Origin of the sequence: Lacrimispora sphenoides (genome assembly GCF_900105215.1) — a bacterium.
Classification (GTDB): domain Bacteria; phylum Bacillota; class Clostridia; order Lachnospirales; family Lachnospiraceae; genus Lacrimispora; species Lacrimispora sphenoides_A.
Map to the genome: position 1 here is coordinate 618,515 of NZ_FOIP01000001.1, position 15,661 is coordinate 634,175.

15 protein-coding genes are annotated in these 15,661 nt (G+C 45.2%); 3 read left to right on the forward strand and 12 right to left on the reverse strand.

From position 1 onward, the window contains the following. Positions 1-93 precede the first annotated feature (93 nt). Genes BMW45_RS02725 through BMW45_RS02735 form a run of 3 tightly spaced genes read left to right on the forward strand, consistent with a single transcriptional unit; the run spans position 94 to position 2,984 of the window. The gene (locus tag BMW45_RS02725; protein WP_092240437.1) at positions 94-1,023 is read left to right on the forward strand and encodes a sugar-binding transcriptional regulator; all 930 of its coding nucleotides are present in this window, start codon (positions 94-96) and stop codon (positions 1,021-1,023) included. Between the two features lie 21 nt (positions 1,024-1,044). Beyond that, entirely contained in the window at positions 1,045-2,610 is a 1,566-nt protein-coding gene (gene lsrK / locus BMW45_RS02730) for an autoinducer-2 kinase (protein ID WP_092240438.1), read from the forward strand. Between the two features lie 23 nt (positions 2,611-2,633). Continuing rightward, the gene (locus tag BMW45_RS02735) at positions 2,634-2,984 is read left to right on the forward strand and encodes a cupin domain-containing protein (protein WP_025231377.1); all 351 of its coding nucleotides are present in this window, start codon (positions 2,634-2,636) and stop codon (positions 2,982-2,984) included. A 46-nt stretch (positions 2,985-3,030) separates the two neighbouring features. On the opposite strand, the gene BMW45_RS02740 is transcribed toward BMW45_RS02735, so the two are convergent. The 12 genes from BMW45_RS02740 to aspS form a co-directional block, all read right to left on the reverse strand. Beyond that, positions 3,031-4,011: a DUF4340 domain-containing protein gene (locus BMW45_RS02740; protein ID WP_092240439.1), complete on the reverse strand. Its 981-nt coding sequence runs from the start codon at positions 4,009-4,011 to the stop codon at positions 3,031-3,033. 14 nt (positions 4,012-4,025) lie between these two features. After that, positions 4,026-5,396, reverse strand: coding sequence for a GldG family protein (locus BMW45_RS02745; RefSeq protein WP_092240440.1), 1,371 nt, complete (start codon positions 5,394-5,396; stop codon positions 4,026-4,028). A 10-nt stretch (positions 5,397-5,406) separates the two neighbouring features. Further along, positions 5,407-6,273 carry an ABC transporter permease gene (locus BMW45_RS02750; protein ID WP_025231374.1) on the reverse strand — a complete coding sequence of 289 codons (867 nt, stop codon included), beginning with the start codon at positions 6,271-6,273 and terminating at the stop codon, positions 5,407-5,409. Continuing rightward, a complete protein-coding gene (locus BMW45_RS02755; RefSeq protein ID WP_092240441.1) occupies positions 6,273-7,340 on the reverse strand; it encodes an ABC transporter ATP-binding protein in 1,068 nt (355 codons plus the stop codon). Before BMW45_RS02755 ends, BMW45_RS02750 begins: the two co-directional genes overlap by 1 nt. Positions 7,341-7,516: 176 nt before the next feature. Continuing rightward, a complete protein-coding gene (locus BMW45_RS02760) occupies positions 7,517-8,398 on the reverse strand; it encodes a DNA glycosylase (protein WP_092240442.1) in 882 nt (293 codons plus the stop codon). 58 nt (positions 8,399-8,456) lie between these two features. Then, positions 8,457-9,071, reverse strand: coding sequence for an HAD family hydrolase (locus BMW45_RS02765; protein WP_092240443.1), 615 nt, complete (start codon positions 9,069-9,071; stop codon positions 8,457-8,459). Then, a complete protein-coding gene (locus tag BMW45_RS02770) occupies positions 9,064-10,413 on the reverse strand; it encodes an MATE family efflux transporter (protein WP_092240444.1) in 1,350 nt (449 codons plus the stop codon). Before BMW45_RS02770 ends, BMW45_RS02765 begins: the two co-directional genes overlap by 8 nt. 22 nt (positions 10,414-10,435) lie before the next feature. Then, positions 10,436-10,939, reverse strand: a complete 504-nt coding sequence (gene greA / locus BMW45_RS02775; protein ID WP_092240445.1) for a transcription elongation factor GreA — start codon at positions 10,937-10,939, stop codon at positions 10,436-10,438. A 40-nt stretch (positions 10,940-10,979) separates the two neighbouring features. Continuing rightward, positions 10,980-11,963, reverse strand: coding sequence for a hypothetical protein (locus BMW45_RS02780; RefSeq protein WP_092240446.1), 984 nt, complete (start codon positions 11,961-11,963; stop codon positions 10,980-10,982). 223 nt (positions 11,964-12,186) lie between these two features. After that, complete coding sequence (locus BMW45_RS02785) at positions 12,187-13,431, reverse strand: [Fe-Fe] hydrogenase large subunit C-terminal domain-containing protein (RefSeq protein WP_092240447.1); 1,245 nt, start codon at positions 13,429-13,431, stop codon at positions 12,187-12,189. Between the two features lie 193 nt (positions 13,432-13,624). After that, positions 13,625-14,197: a histidine phosphatase family protein gene (locus tag BMW45_RS02790; protein WP_092240448.1), complete on the reverse strand. Its 573-nt coding sequence runs from the start codon at positions 14,195-14,197 to the stop codon at positions 13,625-13,627. Positions 14,198-14,254: 57 nt separating this feature from the next. Beyond that, on the reverse strand, positions 14,255-15,580 hold the full coding sequence (gene aspS / locus BMW45_RS02795; protein ID WP_092240449.1) for an aspartate--tRNA(Asn) ligase: 1,326 nt from the start codon (positions 15,578-15,580) through the stop codon (positions 14,255-14,257). Positions 15,581-15,661 lie beyond the last annotated feature (81 nt).

Here is a 15,661-nt window from a genome sequence, read left to right on the forward strand (position 1 = left end):
ATGAAATCCCATTTGTTATACTAAAGAAAATTCAAAACATTTGATTCAACTCGAAACATTTGTTTAGAACAACAAAGAACAGGAGACCTAAAAATGAACTATGAAGATTCCCTTATTATTAAAACAGCATGGTATTATTATATAGAAAATATGACCCAGCAAAAAATTTCCGAAAAATTGGGAATATCCCGAATGAAAGTGATTAAGCTTTTGGAGAAAGCCAGGCAGGATGGAGTGATCCAGTTTCAGATTTCCCAGGAACGAAGCCGTCACTTAAAAGTCGAACAGGAATTAATCCGCAGATGGAATTTAAAGGATGCATTTGTAGTTCCTTCTGTACCAGGCAGTTCCTCTCTCAACGATACCATTGCCAAAGCCGCCGCCATGTATATCAGTGACCGGATTACAGAAAACACATACATCAATATAGGATACGGAGATACTCTTGGACGGGTTATCAATCATCTGGCCACCATAACGGAAGCACCTCTGTCTGCCGTATCTTTAACAGGAGGAGTCAGCTATTATCTTCCAAATACATTTTCCAGCAAATTTAATGCAAAACTGTTTCTGTATCCTGCACCGCTCGTTGTTTCAACCAAGGAGCTTTGCAGTGCCATGCAGAACGAGCCTTCCGTACAGGAAATTTCCCGCATGGTGAATCTGGCTTCCATGACCGTCGTAGGCATAGGAGGGATCAGAGAAGATGCAACCATAATCAAGAATGGAATTTTCACAAAGAATGACTTTCTCTATTTGGCCATGCAGGGAGCCGTAGGTGATATCCTGAGCCATTTCATCGATCAGGACGGAAATCCCATTCATACTGATATCGAAGACCGGCTGTTAAGCACATCTCTTGCAACCCTGCGCACCCTGCCCAATGTCATTGGAGTTGCCGCAGGTGACAGCAAAGTAAAAGCTATACGTGCTTCTTTAAAGGGAGGCTACTTAAATGTGTTAATCACAGATGAACAAACGGCAATAAACCTGATGGAGGAAGATCCCGACTCACCGATATGAAAATAGAATGGAGGAATGGAGATGTCATCAAATTACCTTTTAGCAATTGATGCAGGCACCGGCAGCATCCGTGCCGTACTTTTTGACAGCATGGGCAATCAGATCTCTTGTATTCAAGAGGAATGGGAACACAGGGAAGATCCCCGGTATCCGGGGAGTATGGATTTTGACTGGGTACATAACTGGGAGCTTGCCGCATCCTGTATCCGAAGGGTCTTATGCACAAGCTCCATCGATCCTTATGAGGTAGCCGCAATCTCCACCACCTGCATGAGAGAAGGTATCGTTCTTTACGACAAGGAAGGAAAAGAAATCTGGGCCTGTGCCAATGTAGATGCCCGGAGCAATGAGGAAGTTGAAAAACTGATCCGCAGTGATCCGGAGCTTGAACGTCTCCTCTATCAGGAAACAGGACAGTCCTATGCACTGGATGCCCTTCCAAGGCTTCTCTGGGTAAAGAATAAAATGCCTGATATTTATAAACGGGCCGCATACATTGGAATGTTCAATGACTGGCTCATATTTAAGCTGACCGGGATCATTGCCGTAGAGCCAAGCAATGGATCAACCACTGGATTGTTTGATTTAAAAAACCGCTGCTGGAATCCGGAGATTGCCGGACGGTGCGGACTCCGGAAAGATATTTTTCCCCTTGTAAAGGAATGCGGGACCGTAATCGGTAAAACCGCTTCCTGCTGCAAAGACCAGACTGGACTGCCTGAAGGAATTCCCGTCGTCGTTGGCGGAGGAGATGCCCAGCTTGGCTGTATTGGCGTAGGTGTGGTACATGCCGGGGAAGCCGCGGTATTCGGAGGCAGCTTCTGGCAGTACGAGTACAACACTGATAAGCCGGACACGGATCAGGACTGCCGTGTCCGTGTAAACTGTCATGCCATACCAGGTATCTGGCAATTTGAAGCCCTTGCCTTTCAGCCGGGCCTTGTCATGCGATGGTATCGGGACAGCTTCTGCCATGCAGAAAAAAAGCTGGCAGAGGAAGCAGGTATGAGCATCTATGATTTGATGAATGAGGAAGCAGAGAAAATACCGGCAGGGTGCTATGGAATGATGTGCACTTTTTCGGATGTAATGAACTTTATTAACTGGAAACACGCCGCACCGACCTTCTCCAACTTTGGCCTTGATCCCGGGAAATATAACCATTATACCTTCTACCGGGCAATTTTAGAGAATGCGGCTCTGGTTACAAAAGGACATCTGGATCTGGTCCAGGATGCCATCGGCCATCTTCCAAAAGAAATCACTTTTGCCGGCGGAGCCTCTAACAGTTCCCTCTGGGCCCAGATACTGTCTGATGTTCTTGGGCTTCCGGTAAAGGTTCCTAAGGTAAAGGAAGCCACTGCACTGGGCGCTGCGATCCTGGCCGGATATGGAATCGGCATGTATCAGGATATAGCTGAAACTGCAAAAGAGCTGGTAACGATAGAGAGGCAGTTTATGCCTAACATGGAGAATCATAAGATTTATGGGGAAATCTATGGGAAATGGAGAGAATTTTATCAGGTTCAGCTGGCTCTCTGTGACCGTAAGATCACTAAGAATATGTGGATAGCACCCGGTTTATAAGGGAAGAAAAAGGAGAAGAAAATATGTTCATTACCAATGAATCAGAAAAAGAATTCCGTTTTGGCGACAGCGGCCCAAAATATTTGATGAAAGGACCGCGCATGAATTTTGCAGTCGTACAGTTCCAGCCAGGTGAGGATTTCACCGCTCACTATCATAACGTAATGGAAGAAGATTTCTTCATTCTGGAGGGAGAGATCAATATTGTTGTAGATGGAGTTGTCCACCATTTAAAACAGGGAGATTTCATTCACATTGAACCTTCCGAAGTTCACTACTGCTTTAATCCATACAAGAGCAGAGTAAAGATGATATCCACTCTGGCACCGTATCAGCAGGTAGATAAGGTGGAAGTAGAGGACTATTCGTTTTAGATTTCGAAAATGGTACCCTGAAGAATCAGGGTACCATTTACTATTTTTATGAAATGCCTTTGTCTACCGTCAAACACTTATCAATAGAAGCCTTTTCTATTTCATTAATATTGGAAGATCCTTCCGTACGGGTGTAATAGCAGCTGGAATCGCTGTTTAAGGAACCCACAGACAGGGTAAAGGATTCTTCCGAACCATTCTTATCATAAGTATAGGTAATGACCGCAGCAGGCTGATCAAGACCGTAGCCAGCCAGTTCGCTATCCTGTACCTTATAATTGGAGCAGCTCTTTACCTTCAGACCGCTTAAGGAATCTGCTAGGACATTCAGGCCGGAATTATCGGAAAGCTTGTTGTCCGGTAAATCCGCAGAGTCCCTGAACCATTCGATCGTCCCATCTTTCTCATCCAGCTTCTTTTTTACATAATGTTCACTGATGCCTGCCTTTGTTATTGTAATGCTCTTTATGTCAGCTCCGGAAACAGCAGGGAACTCCTCCAGGGCCATCAGATCATTTAGTCCGTTGCCGGTTTCATTGTACAGGTCAGAGCTGATGAGATACGGGGTATCCTGCCCTTCCAGTGCTGCATAATAATCCCCGTCACCGGTAGCATTGCCAAGGAGGATTACGGATTTCGTCCCATCCTCCGCTGCTGCAGCGATCTTTCTTATGGGCTTATCCAGACCATAGGCACTTAGACTGTCTCCGCCTTCCAGCTTCCGCAGGGCTTCAAGCTTTGAAACCGTGGAAGCAAGGGAATCCATTTCCTCCTGTTTTACCGGAAAAAGATCATCTCCGTCATAGCTCCATTTGCTATCCTTTTTTGTAAAGGACAGCTCCTGTCCGTCAATATCATAGGAAAGGCTGGAAACACTTGAAAGGTCGGTGAGATAGACTTTCTCACCCTCCTCCTTCTCCTTCGCCTGTTCTTTGGAGTGGTTCATATACTGGCCCACCCCCACATAGATCACACACAGGGCCGCCAGAGCGGCCGTTCCATATAAAAGGCCCTTTTTCTTTTTCATGTTTCAGCCTCCTTTTACAGACGTCTGCGCTTCAGCCAGATTACCAGTCCTGCTGCCAGTGTCATTACCGGGATAACAAATATAAACAGGATTCCCCACATGCCTCCGTGGGTAACGGTGTTATAGGTCACATCCAGGCTTTTGGCAGGAATGGATACATTGGAAACGTCATCAAAATTAGCCGTAACTGCATTCATGAAAAGATTTAAATTAGTTAAATTGGTAAAGCTGGTGTTCAGCCCCTCATCGATAAGGGAAGGGGTAGTGAATACGGTCAAACGTGCCGTTCCGGAGCTTAAAGTCTTCTCTGATACGGCTCCCAGGATATAGGTTCCTTCTGTCTGCTTATCGGCCGTTACCAGCATACCTCCATCACTGGTCTCCATAAAAGGAGTTACTTCCACGCCTTCCGGCAAAACCTCTTTCTGGGTCATGGCTGCGGACTGAAGGACAAGGGCTGAGCTTTTTCCATCAATGCCGTTCGTCACTTCGCTTCCTGCCTGAATGGTCGGGAAGATATAATAGGGATTGTTCTGATAAAACTTCTTGGTATCTGCTGCAAGTCCGTTTTCCAGGTTCAGGCCGTAATCGCTCATTAGGGCACTTAAGTTCGGGCGGTCCTTTTCCGCATAGCCGGCGAGGATCAGAACCCTTCCCCCTTTATCCAGGTAATCAGAAATCATCTTCTTTTCATCATTCGCCAGGTCTGATGTCGGAGCATTGATAAGCAAAAGTTCACAATCCTCAGGAATGCTTCCTCCTGTCAAAAGATTCAGGGAGTTTACGGTCAGATTGGACTTTTTCAACATATCAGAAGCAGTAGCTCCAAGAGCCGCCTCTCCATGGCCTTCTGTCACGTAAACTGTTTTCTGCACATCGTTAATCACATGGGAGATGGCCCCGGTAAGCTGACCCTCTCCGTCAAATTCGGTCTCCTTAGACTGTCCGTAATAATAGTAGGACATTTCATCCATTTTAATGATATCGGTCAGGGCGATGGATTCTGTCCTTCCTGTGGAATCGCAGCTTACCAAAAGCGTGTTATCCTGTGCCTTGAGCTTTTGTACCTGGTCCGGATGAAGAACGGAGTCCACGGTCACGACCTTGATGTGGCCGGATAAATCCTCGTAACGTTTTATAAAGCTTGTGATCCGCTTATCCACCGAGTCCGGATCTGCCACCACATAAATCGTAACATCCTTATCAAGCGCCTTAAGAAGATCCTTTGTGGTTCCGCCCAGGGTATAGATCTGGCTGCTGCTCATATCCCATTGCCGTACCTTCTCTGGAAGACGGCCTACGATAAGGTTTAATATTACCACGGCTGCTATGACAATCAACGTTAGGATTGCCGTGTAGCCTCCTTTTTTTAATTTTCTGGTCATCTCCATCCTCCTAACTCCATCTGCGTTTCTCTATGGACTGCACGGTCAAGAATACCAGCAGGAATATGATGCTGATATAGTAAACCAGGCCGCCTGCATCAAAGATGTCATGACTGGCAAAGTTCTGAAACACATCGGTCACTGCAATCTTTTCCAGAACATTGGTCAGTGCGCGCTCAAAAAGGCCCTTTTTTACAAGGTACAGCACTGCGATGCAGATGACTCCAGCTGCCTCCAGAACGGCTGCAAGAGGACCATGGCTCGTTATTCGGGATACCGCAAAAACGATCCCAGACCAAAGAATCAGAAAACCTGCTGCAGAGCCGATCGCCGATGTGGGTAAAAATCCCACAAGGCTGGGCCATAAAAGCAGAAGAAGGATGATTCCAAAGGTCCCTACCGCAGCAATGATCTGGCTTTCTGTTAAGGAAGAAATAAACATTCCGATGGCAATATAGACACAGCCCAGCAGGAAAAAGGCCAGTAAAGAAGCATAATCCGCTTTTAAATTTGCATTTCCGTTCAGCTTGATGATGAGAGGACAGATTCCGGAAAGCAGCACCGGGACGGCAAAGACGGTTATCATGGAAAGATACTTTCCAAGAACCATCTGGGCAACGGATACCGGAGAGGTGAGCAGAAGCTGGTCCGTTTTGGTCTTCCGGTCATCTGCAAAGCTTCTCATGGTAAGCACTGGTATGCCGATCATGATTATAGTCACCATGCCAGACAGAGTATAGGAAAAGTAGGGGTATCCGCTCATCATGTTATAAGCCATAAAGTAAATTCCTATGAACAGCACCATAAAGGCGATAAATACATATCCGGTCATGGACTGAAAATAGGCTTTCAGTTCTCTTCTATAAATTGCTGCCATTATTCTTCATCCCCCTCTCCGTCTTCTGTTTCTTCCTTAAGGTCTGCCTCTGAAGGCTCCCCTTCAAAATCATCTGTTTCAAGGTTTTCACTTGTCTCTATCCCCTCTGCCGTTCCTTCCCCTGTCAGTTCAAGGAATACCTCTTCCAGGGACGCCCTTATGGTCTGCATGGAAAGAATGGGAATCCTCTGGTCAGCAAATGCAAAGAAAATAGTTTCCCGGATATCCTCTCCATCTTCTGTCCCTTCCTCTTCTGTGCAGATGCGGAAATCTGCACTGTTTATTCCTTCTTCTCCGCTCTCCCGTACCGACACATTGGCTGCCTGGGGAATGGCTTCCAAAATTTTAAGGATTTGTTCTTCTGTCCCTTTTACTAAAAGCTCCATTCCGGCAGTCCCGGCCATCTGGCGTTCTAGATTCTCCGGCGTATCGCTGGCAATCAGTTTTCCCTTGTCAATGATCATGATATGATCGCATACTGCGCTGACCTCGGAAAGGATATGGGAGCTTAAAATAACCGTATGTTTCTGCCCAAGCCTGCGGATGGTATCCCTGATTTCGATGATCTGCTTAGGATCCAGTCCTACCGTAGGCTCATCCAGAATAATAACCGGCGGAAACCCTAAAACTGCCTGGGCCAGGCCTACACGCTGTCTATAGCCCTTTGATAAGTTGCGGATCAAACGGCCTTTTACATCCACCAGTTTGGCAAGCTCCATGACCTCATAAACAGCCTCATTCCTCTCCTTTTTCGGTATTTTCTTTAATTCCGCAGCAAACTGCAGCTGCTCTTCCACAGTCATATCCACATAAAGCGGCGGAAGCTCCGGCAGATACCCAATACATTTCTTTGCTTCCTCCCCGTCTTCCAGTATATTATGGCCATTGATCAGCACATCGCCCTCCGTAGCTCCGATGTACCCGGTCATAATGTTCATCGTGGTGGATTTTCCGGCCCCGTTTGGTCCTAGAAATCCATAGATCTGTCCATCGTTGATCGTAAAGCTTAAATGGTCCACAGCCAGATGACCGCCGTAATCCTTTACCAGATTTCTGACTTCAATCAACTCTCTCTCCTCCTGTCTATTATGCATTTTGCATCCTTACTTAGGGTAAAAGGGAATTGTGAAAATTGTGTGATATATATTTGTTGATTGTGTGATAAAAGTATGAAATATTTCGACAATCTCAAAAATAAAAAAACCTGGGCAGCTTTTGCTGCACAGGTAATCAAAATTTCGGGTCAAGTTCCCCGCAGTTTGCTGCGAGGTATCTGATTTATCTTATAATAAAACATATACTGCTGGAGGATCCCGGCGTATCCCTGATACCGCTCCAGGGGAAATCCCTGAGGATAGTGAAGCTCCAAGATCTGCTTTACGTGGGTATCCACAGGAAAAGCCCCCACATGGTGAAGCCCGAACAGGCAGATACAGTCTGCCACCTTTCTTCCGATCCCATACTGCTCCATCAGTATGCTGTGGGCGCTTTTATAATCTGCTTCCTTTAAGTGTAAAAGCCATTCCTTTCCTTCTGGACCGCTGCACATTTCCGCGATTGACAGGATGTATTTATCCCGGTAACCCAGACCCAGACCGGACAATCCCTTAAGGCCCGCCAAAGAAAGGCTCTCCGGCTCCGGAAAGGCATCATAGCTTCTTACTGTTTCTTTCAAACTCCCGTCAGGGGACATGGTAAGGCCCATCCCCTTCCTTTTGTCTCCGAACCGTTTACACAGCTCCTTAACACTGCCTGTGATGCGGGTGATGTTGTTATTCTGGGAAATCAAAAAGGTCACCAGCATTTCCCATAGATCCTGATGAAGGATCCGGACACCCCAGCCCCATTCCATGGCTTCTCTAAGATATACATCTTCAGAGTCCACATGTTTTTTATAGCCGCCGTAATCGGTCTGTAAGTCAAAATAGCCGGCCCATGTTTCTTTAAACTCCCTCTCTCCGCAGGAAAATAAGAAATAGTCTCCATCTTTGACTGCCTCCACATATTCTCCCGCAGCTGCGATCGACCAGACTCCGTTTTCGCCCTCCCGGCCTTCCATACGGAAGCACTGGCCGGACCTTGCGATCTGTTCAAAATCCATATCCTTTATCTGAATCCGGTACATAATAAGCGTTTCTCCATTTCATTGCAAAGCTATAAGACCTAATGTTTCCAGGTCATTCTTAGTTATCATTCAAATGGGCCAGAAATTCTTTCAACCGTTTCACATCTCCGTCCTCAAAACAGTACCCATCCATGCCGCAGGCCCTTGCTCCTTCAATATTCATGGGCAAATCATCGATAAAAAAGCATTCCTCCGGCTTTAAGTGAAACCGCTCAAATAAATGGCTGTACATTTCCTTTTGAGGCTTCAAACACTTTACCTCCGCGGAAAATAAGATCCCGTCAAAATGTTCAATTCCCGGAATGATTTTATAACACGTCAGCAGACGAAGGGAAGCATTGGAACAAAGATAGATACCATATCCCCTCTCCTTAAGCTGCCCTACCAGTTCCCCCATCTCCTGATCAGGCCACATATTATATTCATGCCAGTGCTCAAGGCAAAGAGCTGCCATTTCCTTTGCATGGGCAGTATCCAGACGCGCCTGCATCTTCTTTAAGGCATCTTCCTCTGAGATCAGACCCATATCCAGAAACAGCCACTCCTGAGACTCGAATACAGCGATTCTTACTGCCTTCCGCTCTGCCTCATCCTCGATAAAATGCCTGCAGACAATATCTCCATCGTAATGTACCAGCACTCTGCCCATGTCAAATACTATATTTTTAATCATGATTTTTCTCCTGTAATAATTCATTTTTCTTTTTAAACCAGAAATAATAAGGAACCTCATAAAGCAGCATACAAGCCCAGCCGGCCAGGCACGCATATGGAACGCCATTCATTCCCATAGACGGAACCAGCAGGATGACCAATGCCACACGGACGGAAATCTGGATCAGGGTGGAGATTAAGGTGATGGACATATTTCCCATTCCCCGGAAAAAACCCTGAATCCCATTGGTAAATGCCGGCAGCAGATAGAAAAAAGCCATAAGGTGTAAATATTCCGCCCCAATCCTTACCATGGTCCCATCCCCATTGGGCACAAATAATCTCATAACCGGTTCCTTCACCAGCAGGATGACAATGCATATAATCACCCAATAGCCTGCTTCTATAAAAAGTCCGGTCCGAAAACCTTTCTTTACCCGTTCTCCATTACCGGCTCCCCGGTTTTGTGCCACAAAGGTCATCATACCGCTGGAAATACTTTGTTCCGGAGTAAAAGCGAAATCATCCACCCGGTTCACTGCCTGGAACGCGGCTATGGTGCTGACTCCCAGAGGATTTATGACTCCCTGTATCAAAAGCTTGCCAATAGGTTGGCAGGATTGCTGTAATGCCGTGACCGCTCCCTGCTTAACCGTAAGGCTTAAAAGCTCCCGGTCTATACGGAATTCCTTTGGCTTAAGTTTAAGAAGGGGAACCTTTTTATATATGTAGAATATACACAGAAGCGCGGAAACCGCCTCCGCAATGACCGTAGAAAATGCAGCCCCAAAAACTCCCATATGAAACCCTGCCACAAATACCAGATCCAATAATGCATTTAAAACCGAGGCCATAGCCAGGAAGTGAACCGGAGTCTTTGAATCGCCCACACTACGGAGGGCAGAAGCCACTCCGTTATAAAAAAAGGTAAAGGGCGTTCCTATTAATATGACCCTTAAATAAACAGCCGCATCTTCTGAGATTTCCTCCGGTACACGGAGAAGCCTTATGATCCCGCCGGAAAAAAACACCCCCAGGCCCACAATGACCAGGGAAAAATAAAAGCCAAATAAAAGGGTGGTTGCTATCTCCTGCTTTAACTTTTCATGGCTTCCTGCTCCAAAATACTCACTCATCAGCACCGAAGCCCCGATGCAGATCCCTGTAATTCCCAGGATCACAATGTTCATGACCGGGCCTGCGGCACCAACTGCTGCCAGCGCCTCTTCTCCCGCAAACCGTCCTACCACAATGGAATCTACCGCGTTATAAGTGAGCTGGAATAAATTTCCCAAAACAAGCGGAATGGAAAACCGTATCAATTGAGATGAAATATTTCCTCTTGTCATATCCTTCATCATATCATCCTGCCCCTTTGGCGGATCAATAGCTCCTTAGCTTCTCACTGCCATCATCCGTTGTATTTTCCAGGCGTTTTACCACTACGTAGTAGCCTGTATTGTCATTGACCTTTACATAAACCCGGTCGCCTACCTTATGTCCCATAACAGCCTTTCCCAAAGGAGACTCAGAGCTGATAAGGCCTTTCATAGAATTTCCTCGGACGGTTGTTACAAGCTTGTAGGTCTCCTCCTCGTCATCATCCTCAAAATACAAGTCAACCGTATTATAGAGCCCGATCTCATCGTCTTTGGATTCATCGGATATGACCTGGGCCGTCTTTATCATCTTCTCCAGATAACGGATCCTGCTTTCATTCTGGTTCTTATCCTTTTTTGCGGCATGATATTCAAAGTTTTCACTTAAATCCCCATGAGCTCTTGCTTCTTTTACCGCTTCCAGAGCTTCCTTCCGAACGACCAGCTTCCGGTGGTCTATTTCTTCCTGCATTTTCTTAATATCAATTTCCGTTAATTTGTCAAACACGTTGTTCCTTCCCTCTTTCTACATTCTCCTATAGGATCCGTCATTCCTTCTTCTGGGCAATTACTTCAATACGCCCGGAAGCAGTCCCCACATGACGGTATGATCTTATGGAAAGTCCGCATTTTTCCGCCAGAGCCTCTATGCCGCTGTCCGTGAGGCAAACCTCTGCCGCTTCTCCCTTCCACATGGAAGCTCCCTTTTTTTCCAGATTTTTAATGGATTTATCGAGATCCGGACCATCAAACCAGAGAATCCCGTCCTCTGCCAGATACTCCGCCGCCCGGATCAGGATTAGCTTCAAATCCTGAGTACGGGAGATCCGGTCAATGAGGACGATCCGGTACGCCTCCTTACCGCCTTCTATCTGTTCATCGGCTTCCTCTAAGGACATGGCCTGAGGATTATATCCGGCCTTTCTGGCCTCTTTATATAATGGGCTTTTCTCTTCTCCGAAAAACAGCATGGTTCCTTCTGCTGCAACTTCTCCGATGTCGGCTAAAAGCCGCTCGCATCTTGCTTTTGTGCGGTGAGAGCCCTTCTTTCTGTTTACAAACCGGCTTTCTTCCCTTGCAAGATAATAATTCCCGCAATCCATGCACTTCATAAAGACCCTGACAGGCTCCAGCACATATTCATCCGCCTCTCCGCCTTCCATATAGAGAACTGCACCATAATGGGGGACACCCTTTCCTGAGCAGACGGGGCACCGCTCTACTTCTGCCGTCATTAAGTTCCGAAGTTCTTTTAACGCTGAAAAATACCAGCGGTACAGTCTGTTTTTAAATTCCTGGTCGAAAACAAACAGCCGGGTCTTTATGACTTCCGCCATCCATTTCGTTTCATGGATCACCGATTTATCTGCCATAAATCCCTTTAAACTCTCCTCCAGAGTGAGAAGCCCTGTGACAGTATCCTCTTTCAGTCGTTCATTTTCCTTATAGGCCATAAGGTGTTCGATTCCTTCCACAACACTGCTGCATAAATTGACCATTACCAACAGCTGATTCATTCTGCCTGTTGCCATATCATTTCCCTTCTTTCAGTTGCCTGTCTTGTCCATGCATACTCTTTTATATTATCATTTTTAAGGGGTGAAAAGCAAGATGCAAACAAGAAAACCGAAAATCAGTACCCGGGAGCCGCCAGCCATGGTTCCCAGGTACTGATTTTACTGAAATTATAGTCAATCGGATATTCGCAATCCGCGATCCTGCTTGCTTAAGTTAAGCTTTTGAAAACAATTTGCCTTACGTTATATTTCTGCTGAATAAATCGGTTTCTTCCAGCAGGCTTTCAATGCTGTCCAGATTCAGACGGTGCAGCAGCTCGATCACATATGGATTCTCTGCCGGATGCAAATAAGTCGCCTTTTCCCCGTAATCATTGACCAGTTCTGTTCCCTGCTCCACTCCTAAAATGGCCCTTGGTCCGCCGACGCAGCCGCCCTTACAGCCCATGCCTTCGTAAAAGTTTGCTTCTATCTTCCCATCCATAATATCCTGGATCATCTTCCGGCACGCAGGTACCCCATCTGCCTGTTTGGTACGGATTTCTGTTTTTTTATTGGGATTAATGGCTCTTACCGTACTCTCTACCGCTTCACTGACTCCGCCCTTTCTGGCGTAGATCCTTCCGGCCCTTGAAGAATGGTCTTTTTCACTTTCTTCCATGACAGCCGGGTCGATTCCCAGGGCATCAAATATATTCTTTACCTCCTGGAATGTAAGAACAAAGTCAACCGCACCGGCCAGATCCTTTTCCCTGGCTTCCGCCTTTTTGGCAAGGCATGGTCCAATGAATACGGTCAGAGCATCGGGATGGAGTTCTTTTACGACTCTTGCGCAGGCTACCATGGGCGATACCGAGCCAGGCACATGAGGAACCAGCTGGTGATAGACTTTACGGATCATACCGATCCACATGGGACAGCAGCAGCTTGTCAGCTGGTAATCATTGATATCATTGATATTTTTATCAAATTCAAGTGCTTCTTTTAATGTAAGGATGTCCGCAAACAGGGCAACCTCCAGCATTCCATCAAACCCTACGGCTTTTAATGCCGACCTAAGCTTTCCGGGAGTAACCTCCTTTGAAAACTGGCCTAAAAATGCGGGAGCTATCATTGCATATACCAGTCCCTTGGAGCTTCTTATCGCTTTTAAAGCCGGGATAATATCCGTACTGGCTGTCAGCTTTTCCGGTGCGCAACCTTCAATGCAGTTTTCACAACCCAGGCACAGCTCCGGATCAACAGTGACCCCATCCTTTCCGATCCCCAATGCCCCGAAAGGACATCGCTTTAAGCATTCCTCCCGTTCCTCTTTGGAACAGGTGCAGGTTCCGGTACGGATTACTACCGGGTGCTTCGTAGGATTCAAAAGACAGTCCAGATGATGAGGATCGTACGAGGTTTCCAAATTCATCTCCGGATCCAAATTGTCATTTAGTACGGACTTTACCAAACTTTCATACAACTGCTTAAATGTCTGCATAAGATACCTCCCGCAAGTACGTTTTGATTTTCTTTGTAGTACTGATATTTTTATCAATTCCGGTGATTCTATGATAGTTATTATTATAATACTTTTTCTTCTTCCTTACCATACCATACATGGGAAAGATGCTAATTCCAGGAAAATTATGGTTTGGCGGAAAGAATCATTGTTTTATATTCATTTTTTATTTTCACAAAAATTCCTTTTTTATATGCAAATGCTCGATTTTATCCGTAAATTCTCCGTCTACAAAATCAAGCTCTATGATATAAGGCATCCAATCCAGAATCCGCAGGAAAGAATCACAGTCATAGTCTGTATCATAATAATTTAAGATACTGCTAAGTGCTGTTCCATGGGTTCCAATGACAATATTCCTGCCATCATTGTTTCGAAGAATTTCCTTTAATGCCGCCACATTCCTGCCCTGTACCATGGTAATTGATTCTCCGCCCTCCTCATGAAAGTCATGATCTTCCCAACGTTTTCGAAACAATTCATGATGATTCCCGTTTCTCCCGCTTTCACGTTCACGGAGACGTTCATCGGTGATGATTTCCTTACCATAATGCGCTGCCGTTTCCCCTATGGTGTCCAAACTCCGCTTATAAGGACTGCAATAAAACGATTCAATATTTTTATCCTTCAAAAACTCAAGCACCTTCCTGGAGTCTTTTCTGCCTTCCATTGTCAAGGGCCTGGTCCTGTCATCCTCCCAAGCATGGTCCGGCTGTGAGTGACGTACAAAATATACTCTTGTCATTATTCTTTATCCTCCCCCACTGTCTGTTATTTATCATATAAAATCCATTTCATCATTCTATGGAATCAGCCGGTTAATATCTCTTGGAAACAAGGTGGAATACCGCACATTCTCCTGTTCAAGCAGCTTGCTTGTAAAACGTTCCAGACCCAGGCCCAGTCCTCCATGTGGCGGCATCCCATATTTATGCATCATAAGATAACTTTCAAATAATTCAGTATTCATACCTCTGCGTTCCATTTTATCAATCTGTTCCTTATACCCATGAATTCTTTGACCGCCTGTTGTTATTTCCAGTCCACGGAATAAAAGGTCAAAGCTTAAGGTTTCATCCTCATTCTCCATGCTATCCATAGCATAAAAGGGTCTCTTTTTGCTTGGATAATGGGTCACAAATACAAATTCACTTCCTGTTTTCTGCTTTATCAGCTCGCAAAGAAGTTTTTCTTCTTCCGGCTCAAAATCATCAAAATCTTTTATAGGTCTATGATACTCCATTGAAATCAATTCTTTTGCTTCTTTAAATTTAATTGCCGGAATCTCTTTGATTACAGGCAGCTTCACTTTTAACAGCCTTATTTCATCTCCATATTGTTCATTTAAATATTTCATTACATATTTTAGCATCATCGTTTCCATCTGCATAATGTCTTCAAAACTGCAAATGTACCCCATTTCAAAATCTACGCTTGTATATTCATTCAAATGCCTGGAGGTATCATGTTTTTCCGCCCGGAAAACCGGAGCAATTTCATACACTCTTTCAAAAACGCCTACCATCATCTGCTTGTAAAATTGCGGGCTTTGAGCTAAATATGCCTCTCTGCCGAAATAGTCTAAGCGGAAAATATTTGCTCCGCCTTCAGCGCCTGCATAAACGATTTTAGGCGTACGGATTTCTGTAAATCTTCCCCTTTTTAAGAACTCACGTATTCCATAAGTGATCCCTTCCTGCAGCTTAAAAATAGCACGTTCTTTTTCGTTACGAAGCGTAACCGGCCTGAAATTAAGCAGAGTTTCCATAGAAGTATCTACACATTTATTATTTATTACAACTGGGCTTTGCTCTTCCGGCTTTGATAATATCTCTATCTCAATTATCTGAAGGTCATAGCCTGTTCTGGATCTTTCTTCCCCTTTGACACAAGCAGTCACGATTACGCTGCTCTCTTCCTTTATTTCATCAAGAGAAAACCGGGAAATTTCCTTAGAATAAATGCACTGAACCACGTTACGTTTCGTTCTTAATAGTACAAAAGCAAAATCGCTCATTTTCCTGATTTTGTAGATGCTTCCATGAATTCTTATAGTTTCACCAATGTGGTTTATTAATTCCTCCGCCTCAACGGTTATCTCTTTGATTTCTCCAATGATACTCTTCATTGTCTTTCCTCCTGGATTATGATTGTTTTATTTTTATTGCTATAAATATATCCATGAGGACATCATCAATATGTCCCATAC

Excerpts from the sequence above, each read along its gene's own strand:
- BMW45_RS02725 (WP_092240437.1), top strand. The coding sequence starts at position 94 with ATGAACTATGAAGATTCCCTTATTATTAAAACAGCATGGTATTATTAT.
- lsrK (WP_092240438.1), top strand. The coding sequence starts at position 1,045 with ATGTCATCAAATTACCTTTTAGCAATTGATGCAGGCACCGGCAGCATC.
- BMW45_RS02735 (WP_025231377.1), top strand. The coding sequence starts at position 2,634 with ATGTTCATTACCAATGAATCAGAAAAAGAATTCCGTTTTGGCGACAGC.
- BMW45_RS02740 (WP_092240439.1), bottom strand. The coding sequence starts at position 4,011 with ATGAAAAAGAAAAAGGGCCTTTTATATGGAACGGCCGCTCTGGCGGCC.
- BMW45_RS02745 (WP_092240440.1), bottom strand. The coding sequence starts at position 5,396 with ATGACCAGAAAATTAAAAAAAGGAGGCTACACGGCAATCCTAACGTTG.
- BMW45_RS02750 (WP_025231374.1), bottom strand. The coding sequence starts at position 6,273 with ATGGCAGCAATTTATAGAAGAGAACTGAAAGCCTATTTTCAGTCCATG.
- BMW45_RS02760 (WP_092240442.1), bottom strand. The coding sequence starts at position 8,398 with ATGTACCGGATTCAGATAAAGGATATGGATTTTGAACAGATCGCAAGG.
- BMW45_RS02765 (WP_092240443.1), bottom strand. The coding sequence starts at position 9,071 with ATGATTAAAAATATAGTATTTGACATGGGCAGAGTGCTGGTACATTAC.
- BMW45_RS02770 (WP_092240444.1), bottom strand. The coding sequence starts at position 10,413 with ATGATGAAGGATATGACAAGAGGAAATATTTCATCTCAATTGATACGG.
- BMW45_RS02780 (WP_092240446.1), bottom strand. The coding sequence starts at position 11,963 with ATGGCAACAGGCAGAATGAATCAGCTGTTGGTAATGGTCAATTTATGC.
- BMW45_RS02785 (WP_092240447.1), bottom strand. The coding sequence starts at position 13,431 with ATGCAGACATTTAAGCAGTTGTATGAAAGTTTGGTAAAGTCCGTACTA.
- BMW45_RS02790 (WP_092240448.1), bottom strand. The coding sequence starts at position 14,197 with ATGACAAGAGTATATTTTGTACGTCACTCACAGCCGGACCATGCTTGG.
- aspS (WP_092240449.1), bottom strand. The coding sequence starts at position 15,580 with ATGAAGAGTATCATTGGAGAAATCAAAGAGATAACCGTTGAGGCGGAG.